This is a genomic window from Epilithonimonas lactis (genome assembly GCF_900110605.1).
Classification (GTDB): domain Bacteria; phylum Bacteroidota; class Bacteroidia; order Flavobacteriales; family Weeksellaceae; genus Epilithonimonas; species Epilithonimonas lactis.
In genome coordinates this window covers 244,643-259,785 of sequence record NZ_FOFI01000003.1, presented here as the reverse complement: position 1 = coordinate 259,785, position 15,143 = coordinate 244,643, and the positions used below count along the sequence as shown (strand labels likewise).

Sequence of the window (15,143 nt, the reverse complement as noted above, 5' to 3'; positions counted from 1 at the left end):
CAGAGTTTTAATTTTATTTTCGAATTGAAAGCCAAAAACCAATCGCCATCAGCCATTTACATTCTATTCACCACATTGATTCCAAGCATTGATAAAGCTCTCTTGATTGTCTTCGCAACCAGGTCAGAAACTTGGAGGCGGAATTGTTTCGCATCCAGATCTTCCTGTTTTACAATCGGGTTATTTTGGTAGAAAGAATTGTAAGATTTTACCAATTCATAGGCGTAATTCGCCACCAAAGCTGGACTTAGAGATTCAGCAGATCGTGCAATAACTTCTTTGAATTCAGCCAAAAGTATGATCACTTCTTTCTCGCTTTCATTTGGAACGTAAGTGCTAAAATTTCCTTTTCCAGCATATTCGGCCTTAGCCAAAAGTGACTGGATTCTCGCATAAGTATATTGAATGAATGGTCCGGTATTTCCATTAAAATCAATACTTTCCGCAGGATTGAAGAGCATTTTCTTTCTCGGATCTACTTTCAAAATGAAATATTTCAAAGCACCCAATCCAACCGTTTCGTAAGATTTGACTTTGTCTTCGTTAGAAAGCGTTTCCAACTTGCCAAGTTCCTCAGATTTTTCTTTTGCAGTGGAAATCATTTCTTCGACCAATTCGTCCGCGTCTACCACGGTTCCTTCTCGGGATTTCATTTTTCCTTCCGGCAATTCCACCATGCCGTAAGACAAGTGGTAAAGCTGATCTGCCCATTCATAACCCAATTTTTTCAGGATCTTGAAGAGAACCTGGAAGTGATAATCCTGCTCATTTCCAACCGTATAGATCAATTTCTGAATGTCATTTTCTTTGAAACGCTCAACCGCAGTTCCAAGATCCTGAGTCATATAAACTGAAGTTCCATCCGAACGCAAAAGTAGTTTCTGGTCCAAACCTTCATCCGTCAAGTCACACCAAACAGAACCGTCTTCTTTCTTGTAAAGAATCCTACTGTCAAGCCCTTTTTGAATGAGATCTTTCCCAAGAATGTAGGTATTGCTTTCATACTGAACTTGGTCAAAATTAACGCCCAATCGGGAATAAGTTTCATTGAAACCAGCATAAACCCACTCATTCATCATCGCCCAAAGTTTTCGAACTTCCGGATCATTGTTTTCCCATTTCAAGAGCATTTCTTGAGCTTGGATAATGCTTGGAGCTTGCTTTTTCGCCGTATCCTCATCTACGCCATCGGCAACCATCGCTTTGATCTCGGATTTGTATAATTTATCGAATTCAACATAGTAATTTCCGACCAGTTTATCGCCTTTCAAACCGGTAGATTCAGGTGTTTCGCCGTTTCCAAATTTCTCCCAAGCCAACATCGATTTGCAGATGTGAATTCCACGATCGTTGATGATTTGAGATTTGATGACATTGTAACCGTCAGCTTTCAAGATCTCGGCAACCGAGAAACCTAACAAGTTATTTCTAACGTGTCCGAGGTGCAAAGGTTTGTTCGTATTTGGCGAAGAATATTCCACCATTACCGTTGCATTTTTCGGCGTTACATTTTCAAAATCATCCTGAAGTTCAGACAATTGATCCGCAAAAACTACGTCTTTCAATTTAAGATTCAGAAAACCTTTCACGATGTTGAAGCTTTCAATAAAATCGATCTCGTTTTTGATGGCTTCTCCAAGTTCGTTTCCAATGGCATCAGGACTTTTCTTAGCCAGTTTTACCAATGGAAAAATGACGATGGTAAAATCACCTTCGAACTCGGTTTTATTTTTTTGAACATCCAGATTCACGCCTTCCACGTCATAAAGTTTCGGGATGATCTCGGATATTTTTGATTGTATATGTTGTATGATATTCATTTCAGAATTTTGTGTTGCAAATTTAAAAATTTAAAATATGTTTTCGGAACAAAGTCACAAATTATATAATTGGTAAAATTTGGGCAGCTATTTCCGCCTTCCACTCCCAATCTTTTTTGCAGACGATCTCAGTTTAAATAGAACTTTAGTCCACGCAAAAAAGGATTTCCGTTCAAGTCGGGCTGCAGATTTGGTTTCCTTATATCACTTTGTCGCCAAAAGTTTGTTCCAATGTCAATCTAATCGGAGTCGAAGATTTTCACAGATTGCAGCTTAGCGACTTTTAACGTTATCAATATAAAAAAATGCGCCTTTGCGATAAAATATTAGTTGATTACAGCCAAAGCTTTCCTCTTGCTCAACCTCAAAAATCTGATGACCAAAAGAATCGCAGAGATTGTCAGTCCAATTCCCAAAGCGATCCACATCCCGAATGCACCCATTTTCATCGTCACACAAAGGAAATAACCAACCGGGATCGTGAAAACCCAATATGCCAAAAACGTGATCACACTCGGGATCTTCACATCCTGGATTCCTCTCAGACAACCCAAAGCAGTCACTTGGATTCCGTCAGACAATTGGAAAAGCGCTGCGATGATCATTAATTTTGAAGCTAATTCAATGACGAGAACATCACTTTCTTTGGTGAAGAAATGAGGCAGAACGTTTCGGAAAACGATGAACATAATGCCACAAAATCCCATATAGATCAATGTCAATTTAAAATTATTGATCCCGATTTTTCTTAAACCTTCAAAATCTCTTACGCCCATTTTGTTCCCGATCATCACCGTTGATGCGACACTGAAACCAATACAAAGATTAAACGTGAATGAGGCCATCGACAAAGCGATCTGATGCGACGCAATATCCTGTGAACTTACCAATCCACAGATGAAAGCGGCAGCTGCAAAAGCGGTCACTTCAAAGAACATTTGCAAGGCGGTTGGCAATCCAAGTTTGAACATTTTGTTGAACATTTCTTTGCTGAATTCTGCAATCTTTAAAGAGAATTCTTTGATGTATCTTCTTGTTTTCGGTTCTTTTACCAAAACAAAATATAAGAAAACCACCATAAAGATTCTTGCGATCAACGTTGCCAAAGCCGAACCTTGAACGCCCATTTCCGGGAATCCAAAAAGGCCTTTGATGAAGACATAATTCAAAGCGATGTTAATGACGTTCGCAATAATTGTGGCTTTCGTTACACCAATCGTGAAAGACAAACCTTCCGAAACTTCTCTCAAAGTCTGGAACATCATAAATGGGATCATCGTAAATGCCATGATGCTCAAAAAGCTGATCGTATCTGGAATGATTTCCGTCGGTTGATCCATATGTTTGATCAATGGAAGTCCAGCCAATAATAAGATCATCAGCAAAATCCCAATCCCAAGGTTGATGACAAATCCGTGTCTGAAAACCGAATTAATCGTGTCGTGCTTTCCCTGAGAATTGGCCTCAGAAACCAGCGGCGGAATCGCAAAAGAAAATCCCAACGCCAAAACGAAAATGGAAAAGAACAAAGCATTTCCCAAAGACACAGAAGCCAAAGCCTGCGCGCCCAAAAGTTTCCCTACGATGATGTTATCGAAGAGATTCACGGACACTTGCCCGACTTGTGTCAACATCACAGGAAGCGCCAGTTTCAGCCCTTGCTGTGTGTATTGTTTATCTAAAAATTTCATTTGTTTATCTTATTTTATTTTTAAATGAAGGATTCTACCGCATAGAATCTCATTTTTTTTCCAAAAAAAAACCGCAGAATAAACTGCGGTTAAATATAATATTTAATTAAGTTTATTTCTTTACAAAACTAGCAACGTCGTCAGCAGTCACAGGATCAGCACCTAAGATGATCAACCTTTCTACAACGTTTCTAAGCTCACGGATGTTTCCGGTCCAGTCATATTGCTGTAATGATTTGATTGCTTTGTCATCGAATTTCTTAGCTGCAGAACCGTTTTCTGAAGCAATTGAATTGGTGAAATGCTCTACCAACAATGGAATATCTTCCGCTCTGTCGTTAAGGGAAGGAACACTGATCTCGATCACAGAAAGCCTGTGGTATAGATCCTCACGGAATTTTCCTTGCTCGATTTCTTTAGCCAGATTTTTGTTGGTCGCAGCGATAACACGGACATCTACTTTGATCTCTTTGTCGCTTCCTACAGGAGAAACTTTGCTTTCCTGCAAAGCTCTAAGTACTTTTGCCTGAGCAACCAGACTCATATCACCGATCTCATCCAAGAAAATAGTTCCGCCAGTTGCCTGCTCGAATTTTCCGGATTTATCTTTGATCGCGCCAGTAAAAGAACCTTTCACGTGGCCGAACAATTCACTTTCGATCAATTCTGATGGGATTGCCGCACAGTTCACTTCGATCATTGGTCCTCTTGATCTTTCACTTTGGGAGTGGATCGCGTGAGCTACCAATTCTTTACCAGCACCGTTTGGTCCGGTCACAAGAACTCTTGCGTCGGAAACCGCCACTTTGTCGATGATCTCCTGGATCTTCTTAAGTGCAGGCGATTGCCCGATCATCTGGTATTTTTTATTGACTTTTTTCTTCAGCTGGGAATTTTCCTGCTTCAGATTTGTGTTTGCTTTTTGAAGATTGCCTTTGTCCAAAGCGTTTTTTACACTGGTGATCAATCTGTTGATATCGATTGGTTTTGAGATGAAGTCATAAGCGCCTTCTCTCAAGCAGCCAACTGCAGTATCAATATCTGCGTGTCCGGATATCATAATGAACGTCGTCTCTGGCTTGATGGCAAGAGTTTGTTTCAGAAGTTCTGTTCCGGAGATTTTTGGCATTTTGATATCAGAAATTACCAAAGCAAAATCTTCTTTCTCTATAAATTTGAAACCCTCAAGACCATCTTCGGCTATTTCGAATTGGTATTCAGGAAGTTCGTCCGATAAAATACTGTGTAGAACGCCGGATATTGCTTTTTCGTCCTCTACGATTAAGATTTTTTGCATAGTTGCAAAGATACAAATTTTTGATTTCGTAATACGAAATTATTATGATTGTTTATTCTGAAAATTGCAATGTAGAAATGTTCTAAAAAAGAGAACGTGTAAATTTCCAACAAAACGGCCTTGCAATAGCGATAGTAGCGGTTATCCTTTTTCTATGGCCCGGGGAATGTGAGGGCAGAAAAAGATAATAGCGGATAGCGCGACCCGAGCTGTGGCAAAGGATAGGCGAGGGAATTGCCCAAATCATTTCGAACTGAAAAGGTGGTAATTTTATTCTACAATGATCTTCTTGGTGATCACCTGATCCTCGACTTTGAAAGTTCCCAAGTAGATTCCTTTTGGAAGTGATGAAATGTCGATTCTGGTTTGATTTTCTGTCTTGCTCAAGGTCTTGCCTTCAAAATCTGTGATGGTAAAGGTGAAACGTTGGGTTTTGCTGTTCAGGAATTCGAGTTGGAGATAATCCTTTGCTGGATTTGGGTAAAATCTGAAACTCATCGCAATCTCTTTTGGCGTGCAAGTGTCCAAAGTTTGGCCAGCAACCGCGAAATGTTGGACCGCGCCGACTGTGGCTTTTGCGATTTTGTAGATGTAGACCGGATCTAGATTTGCGTAAGTATCGTTTGCCGTGTGTGCGTAAGGTGTTTCGTTGTACTCAAACAAGCCTGTGATGATCTCGCCGTTGGCTTGGAACGGCATATAATCTGAGGCGTAAGCGTAACTGAGATTGGTCTTCAAAGTTGAATAAAGCGTGACGCAATTCATCAATTGTTGCGTGAAAGTATTGGAAGCCGCGTTGTTGGCGCTAGGATTGCTAGACTCGTCTCTTTCGCAAGTGATTGTATCGTTGGTCTGTCCTTTGATGCCCCCGACTTCATCGATGTTGAGGACGAGGCGGATGTTCATTTTCGGATTGGTGGCGTTCACAACATTTGAAACATAATGTGCGGAACCAAGAAGACCTTGCTCTTCGCCAGAAAAATTGATGAACTTGATGGAATACTCGGTATTGACGTTTTTCAAAAGACGGGCAACTTCGAGAATGACCGAAACGCCGCTTCCATTGTCATTGGTTCCTGTTCCGGTGATTGTGTCGTAGTGGCCACAAACGATGATGTAGGTGTTCGGATATTTTGTTCCTGTTTTTGTGACAATCAGGTTGGAGGTAGAATTACCGTTGTAAGTAAAATTGTCTCTCGTGATTTCCGTTTCTGAATATCCGAAAGAGAGATACTTATTCTTCAGCCAATTGTAGGCATTGTTGTTGGCGGTAGAGCCTGTGGTTTTCACGCCCAAGCCTTCAAACTCTTGCAAGTACGTGTTGACGTTGGTTTGTGAGACCAAATTGCTGACATCGGCGTAATTCTGATTGAATGTTTGAGAATTTGCAAATATTCCTGCGAATAATATGGAGAAAAGTAAGTTTTTCATTTTACATCTTAATAAAGTGCAAATATAAAATAAAAAGGAGAAGACGTGATAAATGTCTTCTCCTTTCGTTTTGAAAAACTATTACTAACTTAAAACTAATTCGTTGCTTTTCTAACTTCTGCTTTTACGTCTTCGCTAGCATCCTTGGTTTTTTCCCAAGCGTCAGAGGCTGTATCTTTTGTGCTGTCCCAAGCTTTTTCTGCGAAGTCTTTTGTGTCTTCCCAAGCTTCAGATGCACTTGCTTTTAGATTTTCGAAGAAGCCGTCTCTTGTTGGCTCTTCATTTTTCCTTTTTTGTTCATCAATGTAATTTCTTGCTTTGTCAGCATATTCATTGACTGTGTTTTTTGTTTTGTCTGCAGCGTTCTCTAATGAGTTTTCTGTTTTGTTTACTGCTCTTTCTGCGTCGTTATAATTTTGATCTTGAGTGCTCATAATAATTTATTTTGTGAGTTAAAAATTGAAAAATTTGATTTGATGCTATCAATTATTCAATTTGAATGCCGCAAAATCTTAACGAACGTTAAAGTAATTATAAATAAAACCAAATACGAAAAAAGCAACACTCATTTCTGAATGTTGCTTTGTAATAAGAAATTTTTTTCCCCCATCTCTAAAGGGTAAAAATTTGCGCTAATGGAATTCGGCTCCCTTTAGGGCTGGGGTAAAACGAATTTCATTTTCTATTTAATGATTCTCTCAAGAACCCATTCGATCATCATTTTCTCTGACGCGTGGTGGTCGCTGGCAAATTCTCCACGTCTTCTGTTGGCGATGACACAGTTGACGGTCAAAGCTTTGTGGCCTAGCAATTTTGAAAGACCATAGATCGCGGAAGTTTCCATTTCGAAGTTGGAAACGCCAAGGTCATTCAATGTTTCAAGGAATTGGTCGTCCAAAGCTTTCAGTCTCAACTGGCGACCTTGTGGTGCGTAGAAACCTGGGAAAGTCGCGGTGTTTCCTCTGTATTTTGCATCGGCGTAATAATCAGAAATATCCTCTGCCCAATCTGAGAAATACAACATTGGTTTGATTTTCTCGTAAGGGAATTTTGCCAAGAAGTTTTTGCTGAATTCATTTTCAAAGGCGTAATCCTGATAGAAATGCAAAAGTCCGTCAAGACCGACCACATTTTCTGTCACCAACATATTATTGACCTCGATATCCGGGTTCACACTTCCGCAAGTTCCCAAACGGAAAAGTTCCAAAGCCTTATGTTCTGTCTTGAATTCCTTCGCCTTCAAATCGATATTCACCAAAGCATCTAGCTCGTTCATCACGATATCGATATTCTCAGTCCCGATTCCGGTTGACATCACGGTAATTCTTTCGCCACGCAAAGTTCCGGTGTGCGTGTAGAATTCTCTTTTATTCTTTTTGATTTCAATCGTGTCGAAATACTTTGAAACTTTTGGAACTCTGTCCGGATCGCCCACCAAGATTACTTTTTCGGCAAGGTCTTCGGGAAGAAGATTGAGGTGATAAACACTTCCGTCGTCGTTTAGGACCAGTTCGGAATCTGCTAATTTGTTGATCATATTGTTGATTTATAATTTAAAAGATTAAAAAATTAATGATTGTAAGAGGCATTAATTTTTGAAATTAAAAAGGTTTTAAAGTTAACAAAATTCTCCATCCGCAAAAGGATTGACGCTTTTTAATTTTGCAAAAAACAAATTATATTTCTTTTCAAAGATATTTTTACCACATAGGCACATAGTTTTGAAAGGAAAAATAGTCTTAAGAAATTTCTATTTTCTCTTTTTGTATGTAGTTTACTATGTGTCTATGTGGTTTAATTATAACTATTTAGAAATCTCATTTGCCACCCAAAATCCTGTACTGAAGCAAGCCTGCAAAAGATAACCGCCAGTCGGTGCTTCCCAATCTATCATTTCGCCGGCACAGAAAACGTTTGGGAATTTGTTTAGTTCAAGTTTGTCATTCAATTCTGAAAATGAAACACCGCCAGAAGTCGAAATCACTTCATCGATTGGTCTGTAGCTTAGAATCTCAATCGGGAATTTCTTTATTAATTTTGATAGAATTTCTATGTTTGTGTAAGTTTCTTTGTCTAAAGTTTTCAGAAGGTTGAGCGCGGTTGTTGAAAGTTTTAGTTTCCGTTTCAAAACCTGACTTATCTTTTCAGTTCCGTTCAATTGTTCGAGGATTTCTGCTTCTAAGAGATTTGGTTTTAAATCGATATTGATGATTAATGGGAAATCGTGTTTTCTCGTGAAGCGATTCAGATAATAAATCGGACTGCCTTCGATGCCATATTTTGTAAAAACCACTTCTCCGATTTTATCATTTCCTTCAAAAGAAACTTTTATGTTTTTAAGATATTGACCTTGCAGTTGATGAAATTTAGAGTCTGTGTTGTAACCAGAATTTGCGGATTCTAAAGGCGTGATTTCAATATTTTTGGATTTTAAAATCTCAATCCATTTCGCATCAGAACCTGTCTTTTTCCAGGAACCGCCACCCATCGCCAAAATCAATTTTGAATAGTCAACTTTAAGTTCGTTCTCTTTATGTTTAAGCGTCACAAAATTCTCGTCAAAATCAATAAAAGTATGTTCGTAATGAATGACAACGCCAAGTTGCTCCAACCTGTCAAGCCAAGCTTTCAAAACCTGAATCGGCTTGAAATTCTTAGTAGGAAAAATCTTCCCAGAACTTCCAACATAAGTCGTAATTCCCAAATCGGAAAGCCAATCCACCACCTTTTTATTATCAAAACCTTTTACAATCTCCCGAATTTCCGGCGCATCATATTTTTCGATAAAAAATTCTAATTCCTCACTATGTGTCAGATTGAAACCGCCATTTCCAGCCACCAGAAATTTCCTTCCCGAAGCTTTGTTTTGCTCGAAAATTTGAACTTTGAAGCCTTTCTCAGCAAGGATTTGTGATGCCATCAATCCCGCTGGACCAGCGCCAATAATGATGATATGATTATCAGGAATTTGTTTCAAAAGACAGTTTTTTCTAAGGAGATTAGGGGTTTGAAAATTACACGAAGGCACAAGTTTTTTTTAAGGAATGTCTTGTGTTTTAAGGCACAAAGTTTAGCTTCGCTAAAAATAAAAATCAAAGATTTTCCTTGTGCCTTAAAAAGTGATTGATTGTGAAAAAAATCTTTGTGCCTCTGTGTTTAACCCACATAGCAAAAATCATTTATCACCTATCATTTATCGTTTATAAATTAACCTCCGACACGTTTTGTTTTGTAGCCCATTTCTTTTAGGATGGTCATTATTTTGTCGCGATTGTCGCCTTGGATGATGATGACGCCGTCTTTTTCCGAGCCACCGATGCCGAGTTTTGTTTTGATTTTTTTGGAGATTTCTTTCAGGCCTTCGTCGTCGCCTTCCCAGCCTTCGATGATGGTGACGGGTTTTCCGTTTCTGCCTTTCTTCTCGAATTTGCAAACGAGCGGTTCTTTCTGTTTGAAGTTTTCTTTTTCTTCATCTGGCATTTCAAAATCCTGCTCGTCGTGCCCAGGAAAAAGGTTTTTCAGTTGGTCTCTTAGGTCCATTATGTCAATTTAAATAAGGGTTTTAAAGGTAGTGATAATTATTATTCTGGGAAATTAAATATATTAGTTTGATTATGTAAATTTGAAATCAAATCATATTTAACGAGACAAAAAAGATGAGAATATTTACTCTTTTAATCTTATTGCTAATTATTTCTTCGTGTGAATCACAAGAAGATAAAATAATCACAACATTTTCTGATATTAAAGGAAAAAAATGGTATTGTTATTCAATTGATAGTTCTCATCAATTTTATCCATATCGTGTTCGTGAATTTTACAGTGATGGAAAAATGAAAGATTATATTAATGTAAGTTCGACCGGTAAATTAGAGTTACTACCAAAAGATAATATGTGGAATACAGAAAGATGGTTTGTGACAAGCGATTCTACTGTTTCTATTGAATCTGTCTTAAATACTAAGACTGGTTATTATCAAAAGTTTAATAGAAAAATCCTTTTTATGAATAAAGATTCTATTATTTTACAAGGAACAAAAAGAGGGAATTTTGAAGGAATTTTGATTTTTACTAAATATAAAAAATAGACTTTGCTGGTCTTAGTTATATTTGAATTTTAAATTAATCAATCCAAAAAAATCCTCAAAAATTTATTAGAACGCATTTTCATTTCGTAAATTTGTATAAACAAAATAAGAAATCAAAATGTCAAAAAAAGCAATCCTTGCAATATTAGACGGCTGGGGAATCGGTCTCAATGACGAAGTTTCCGCTCTCAAACAAGCCAAAACGCCTTTTATAGATTACGCCCTTCAAACTTTTCCAAGCACAACCCTCGAAGCAAGTGGTTTGGCCGTTGGTCTTCCCGCCGGACAAATGGGAAATTCCGAAGTTGGACATATGAATCTTGGCGCCGGTAGAGTCGTTTACCAAAATCTGGTAAGACTTAATATGGCGGTGGAAACGGGAAGTCTAGGCAGAGAGCACGTCATCCAAAACGCTTTCGAATACGCAAGAGCAAACAATAAAAAAGTACATTTCATCGGTTTGGTTTCCAACGGTGGTGTGCATTCTCATATCAATCACTTGAAAGGTTTATTGACCGCCGCGCACGAGTTTGGCTTGGACAAAAATGTCTTCGTTCACGCTTTCACAGACGGCAGAGATTGCGACCCAAAATCTGGAAAAGGCTTCATCGAGGAACTTTTGGCGCATATGAATGCAACCACGGGAAAACTGGCATCTTTGATTGGTCGCTACTACGCGATGGATAGAGACAGACGTTGGGAGCGCGTGAAGTTGGCATATGACCTGATGGTAAACGGCGTTGGGAAAGAATCCAAAGATTTTGTACAATCGATTCAGGATTCTTATAACGAAGATGTGACGGATGAGTTTATCCAACCGATAGTAGCGATTCAAAACCATTTTCCGATTGGTAAGATTGAGGACCACGACGTTGTGATTTCCTTCAATTTCCGTACAGACAGAGGTCGCGAAATCACAGAAGTTTTGACACAACACGATTTCCCAGAATATGGAATGAAAAAACTGGATCTGTATTATGTGACTTTGACAAACTACGATAAATCCTTCCAAAATGTAAAAGTTGTTTTCGATGAGAATGTCCTTCAAAAAACAATGGGCGAAGTTTTGGAATCTGCAGGCAAATCCCAGATCAGAATTGCTGAAACAGAAAAATATCCACACGTGACGTTTTTCTTCTCAGGCGGTCGCGAGGCAGAATTTGTTCAAGAACGAAGATTGCTTTGCCCAAGTCCGAAAGACGTGGCAACCTACGATTTGAAACCAGAAATGTCCGCTTACGACATCACAAACTCAATTGTTCCAGAATTGGAAAATGGAACAGCAGATTTTGTGGTTCTTAATTTTGCAAACACAGATATGGTAGGTCACACAGGCGTTTTCTCGGCGGCTGTCAAAGCAGCGGAAGTTGTGGACGAGTGCATCCAAAAAGTAGCAACTACGGCTTACGACAATGGTTACGCGGTTTTCATCTTGGCAGACCACGGAAACTCGGATGTGATGATCAATCCAGATGGCTCTCCAAACACGCAACATTCCACCAATTTGGTTCCGTTCATCGTGATGGATAAAGAACATACTTGGAATTTGACACCAGGAAAATTAGGCGACGTTGCACCAACCATTTTGAAAGTGATGGGCGTTGATATTCCAGAAGAGATGACAGGAAATGTTCTAGCCAATTAAAATAAAATATAACTTTTCCTCGCGGTAGGGTTGGCAAAGAAAATTTAAAATAGAAAGTCGGTTTTTACAGCCGGCTTTTTTGATGTAAATTAGTTTCGTCAATTCATAAAATGAAGATGTTCAACAAATTTTTTTTCTGTTGTTTTTTGATGGTAAGTCTAGCATCCGGCCAAAATATTTTGTCCAATGATGATGCTTACAATAAAAAGAAAAGTGAGGAATTGGCTTCTTCGGCGGTTTCCTATTTCAAAAATAATGACCTGAAAAAATCGACCGAACTGCTTTTCAAAGCCAAAGAATATGCAGAGAAAACCGACGATTATGAACTGATTGCAAGGATGAATGGATCCATCGCTCACCAATATGTGCAACTCAATTTAAATGATAAAGCCAAATTCTATCTGGACAATGCCATCAAACAAATTAATAAACTGCCAGAAAGTGATAAGAAAAGATCTCTGAAAACACTCTCTTATCTGGAAATCGGAAATATCGATTTTGACGAAGAAAACTATCAAAAAGCTAACGAATATTACAAAAAATCTCTACACGAAATTGAGTTGGTGAAAAATCCAGATGATCAGGCTGTTTACAACCACAGACGCTCTTTGTACAATATCGGAAACTCCTATCATTATCTGAAAAATGATTCTGCAGAGATCTATCTGAAAAAGGCTTTGGCTATTAAAAATAATTATAACAAAGAGCTTGACCATTTTATATATAATTCGTTGTCTCAGGTTTACTCTGGCAGGAAAGAATATCAAAGGGCAATTGATACTTTGAAGGTTGTCTTGGAACATAAAAATAATCTGGACAAGCGTCTTCTTTCTGATATTTACTATAATCTTTCGCAGAATTACAAATTTTTGGAAGACCAATCTCAATATTCTTTCTACAATGAGGCATATATTAAGCTGGACAAGTCAACCAAGGAAAAAGAAATGCAGGCAATCTCTTCTGCCATCGATGCAGAGCAGAAAGATTACAAGGAAGCTATTTCGTACGCAGATAGTTCTAAAAAGAGCGTCGTTGTCATAGCAATTATCTTTGGTTTGTTTCTGGCTGGAGCGATTATTTATTTGCTATATCGCAGAAAAAAGGAAAGGAAGGTTTTTGAGAATATCATTAGTAAATTAGAATCTGATAACGCGGAAAAAAGCAGGTTGCCAGAATCTCTGGAGAAGACACCCAAAGAAGTAACGCTCCAGATTCCTAATTCGGTAGAACAGGACCTGTTGGACAAACTCAAGAAATTTGAGGAATCAGAAAAATTTACCAATCCAAAACTCACGATCTCAAGTCTTGCCCTACAGCTGAAAACCAATACGAGTTATCTTTCCGAAGTCATCAATAAATACAAAGGCAAGAATTTCAATACTTACATTAATGAGTTGAGAATCGCTTACATCTGTCAAAAAATTTATAATCATAAGGAGTATCAAAATTATAAAATAAGTTATCTCGCGGAGGAATGTGGCTTCGCTTCGCACAGTTCTTTTGCGACCGTTTTTAGAAATATCACCGGGATCTCACCTTCCGTCTTCATCCGTGAAGCTTCGAAATCTCAAACTTGATAAATTGAGTTTTTAAATTTTAAGTAATATTAAATCAGTTATTTAAAGTTAATTTCCACTTTAAAAATCAAGGATTTTGAAAGCCTTGTCGTTGGATTTGATGATAATGTAAACTAGTTTAGCATCTAATAATTATAATATCTGTTTTATGAAGAAAAATTTGATTTTTTTGATGATGCTGTCCGGTGTGATGTCATTTTCTCAAAACTGCGTTTATGGTGTTTCATCTGACACTACTGGAAATGGCGAAAATATTACCACAGGCGGAAACTACGAATATACATCTGCTTCAGATTTTGATGTGGAGTTTGGGAAGATCCTCACTGTGAATAATGTGAAGTTTAATGCGCTGAAAGGTTCGGCCGATCTCACTTATGTCAATCTTTATTTTTATAAAGACAATGCTGGCAGGCCCGGAGATCTCATCAAGTCATTTGAAAATGTGGTTCCCGCTTCTCAAACTTTCAAATATACATTGGAAAATAATTCAGCGTATGAGATCAGTGTGAATCTTCCTTCAACATTCGATCTGCCGAAAGGAAAATATTACCTGTCCGTAAAAGCGAAGCCTGGAGATGCTACTTCTGCAAGCTGGGAAATCAATAATCAGGAAACTACCAAGTTAGGCAGATTTGGCTATTCGAAATTTGATTCCGACGATTGGTTTGGCGGTTATTCTTATTATGATCATGTTTTCCAGGTTTCAGGTATTTGTACTTCCACTGGCGAAACTCAACCCGATTATGGCACAGCAATCAGTCAAGGCAATGTTTCCGAAGCGCATGAAGTCGGAGCCAGCATGCCGGGAAGATCACTGGCAGATGATATCATTGTTCCCGACAATACAAAGTTTACGCTTACAAACTTTAAAATTTCAACATTACAATTAGGAAATATTGAGAATGCGACAATTAACATCCGTTCTTCTGTAGAGGATGCGCCAGGAGAAATTTTGTTTTCTTTTGATAATATTGGTCCGAAGACTGAGAATTATTTCGGTTATTGGCCAGTTCCAGGATATCCATTGGAAGTGGTTGCTGTGGATCTGGATTTCGAATTGCCTCAGGCTGTGGAATTGACCCAAGGAAAATATTTTGTTGAGGTTAAGGCAAAGCAGGTTCCTTTCACGGATTATCTGCAGTGGGAAGCCACGTCTCAAGATGGCATCGGCGGATATTCTTACACTTCTTATGACGACGGAGAATCTTGGGAGATCAATGATGGATATAATTATGTTTTTCAGGCGATTGGATATTCCAAATCTAGCTTGGCAGTAAATGATTTCAATAAAAACAATTTCAGTTTCTATCCAAATCCTGTGAAGAATGAAATGACAATCGTTTCCAACCAAGAAGCAGAAAGAATTCTGATTTACAACACCGCAGGGCAGCTAGTGAAAGATGCTACGGTTAGTAACAATAAAATTAATGTATCAAATCTTACTTCAGGTAATTATATTGGTAAAGTGATGCTTAAAAACGGTAAAACAGAGTCCGTAAAGATTATAAAACAATAATTTGTTTACACATAATCTTTTAATAAAAACCAGCATTTTTGCTGGTTTTTATTTATATTATTAGTTGTAATTTTTTAA

The 15,143-nt window shown here is 38.2% G+C and carries 12 protein-coding genes; 4 read left to right on the top strand and 8 right to left on the bottom strand.

What is annotated here, in order from left to right; genetic code table 11:
• Positions 1 to 56: 56 nt before the first annotated feature.
• From argS to BMW39_RS10725, 8 genes are all read right to left on the bottom strand, one after another.
• Complete coding sequence (argS, locus tag BMW39_RS10760; RefSeq protein ID WP_034975266.1) at positions 57 to 1,820, bottom strand: arginine--tRNA ligase; 1,764 nt, start codon at positions 1,818 to 1,820, stop codon at positions 57 to 59.
• 326 nt (positions 1,821 to 2,146) lie between these two features.
• Positions 2,147 to 3,511: an MATE family efflux transporter gene (locus BMW39_RS10755; RefSeq protein ID WP_034975264.1), complete on the bottom strand. Its 1,365-nt coding sequence runs from the start codon at positions 3,509 to 3,511 to the stop codon at positions 2,147 to 2,149.
• A 112-nt stretch (positions 3,512 to 3,623) separates the two neighbouring features.
• On the bottom strand, positions 3,624 to 4,808 hold the full coding sequence (locus BMW39_RS10750) for a sigma-54-dependent transcriptional regulator (RefSeq protein WP_034975262.1): 1,185 nt from the start codon (positions 4,806 to 4,808) through the stop codon (positions 3,624 to 3,626).
• Between the two features lie 270 nt (positions 4,809 to 5,078).
• Positions 5,079 to 6,239: a M20/M25/M40 family metallo-hydrolase gene (locus BMW39_RS10745; protein ID WP_034975260.1), complete on the bottom strand. Its 1,161-nt coding sequence runs from the start codon at positions 6,237 to 6,239 to the stop codon at positions 5,079 to 5,081.
• Between the two features lie 95 nt (positions 6,240 to 6,334).
• On the bottom strand, positions 6,335 to 6,673 hold the full coding sequence (locus tag BMW39_RS10740; RefSeq protein ID WP_034975258.1) for a hypothetical protein: 339 nt from the start codon (positions 6,671 to 6,673) through the stop codon (positions 6,335 to 6,337).
• A 248-nt stretch (positions 6,674 to 6,921) separates the two neighbouring features.
• Positions 6,922 to 7,776 (bottom strand): nucleoside phosphorylase, encoded by an 855-nt coding sequence (locus BMW39_RS10735; protein WP_034975256.1) that lies wholly within the window; start codon positions 7,774 to 7,776, stop codon positions 6,922 to 6,924.
• A gap of 267 nt (positions 7,777 to 8,043) precedes the next feature.
• Complete coding sequence (locus tag BMW39_RS10730) at positions 8,044 to 9,216, bottom strand: BaiN/RdsA family NAD(P)/FAD-dependent oxidoreductase (protein WP_083391918.1); 1,173 nt, start codon at positions 9,214 to 9,216, stop codon at positions 8,044 to 8,046.
• A gap of 230 nt (positions 9,217 to 9,446) precedes the next feature.
• Entirely contained in the window at positions 9,447 to 9,779 is a 333-nt protein-coding gene (locus BMW39_RS10725; RefSeq protein WP_034975254.1) for a translation initiation factor, read from the bottom strand.
• 116 nt (positions 9,780 to 9,895) lie between these two features.
• Between BMW39_RS10725 and BMW39_RS10720 the strand changes: the two genes are divergently transcribed.
• From BMW39_RS10720 to BMW39_RS10705, 4 genes are all read left to right on the top strand, one after another.
• Entirely contained in the window at positions 9,896 to 10,327 is a 432-nt protein-coding gene (locus BMW39_RS10720) for a hypothetical protein (RefSeq protein WP_034975252.1), read from the top strand.
• 118 nt (positions 10,328 to 10,445) lie between these two features.
• Entirely contained in the window at positions 10,446 to 11,972 is a 1,527-nt protein-coding gene (gene gpmI, locus BMW39_RS10715) for a 2,3-bisphosphoglycerate-independent phosphoglycerate mutase (RefSeq protein ID WP_034975250.1), read from the top strand.
• A 149-nt stretch (positions 11,973 to 12,121) separates the two neighbouring features.
• Positions 12,122 to 13,549 carry a helix-turn-helix domain-containing protein gene (locus BMW39_RS10710; protein ID WP_165569342.1) on the top strand — a complete coding sequence of 476 codons (1,428 nt, stop codon included), beginning with the start codon at positions 12,122 to 12,124 and terminating at the stop codon, positions 13,547 to 13,549.
• Between the two features lie 148 nt (positions 13,550 to 13,697).
• Positions 13,698 to 15,065 carry a T9SS type A sorting domain-containing protein gene (locus BMW39_RS10705; RefSeq protein WP_034975247.1) on the top strand — a complete coding sequence of 456 codons (1,368 nt, stop codon included), beginning with the start codon at positions 13,698 to 13,700 and terminating at the stop codon, positions 15,063 to 15,065.
• The last annotated feature ends 78 nt before the right edge of the window (positions 15,066 to 15,143 follow it).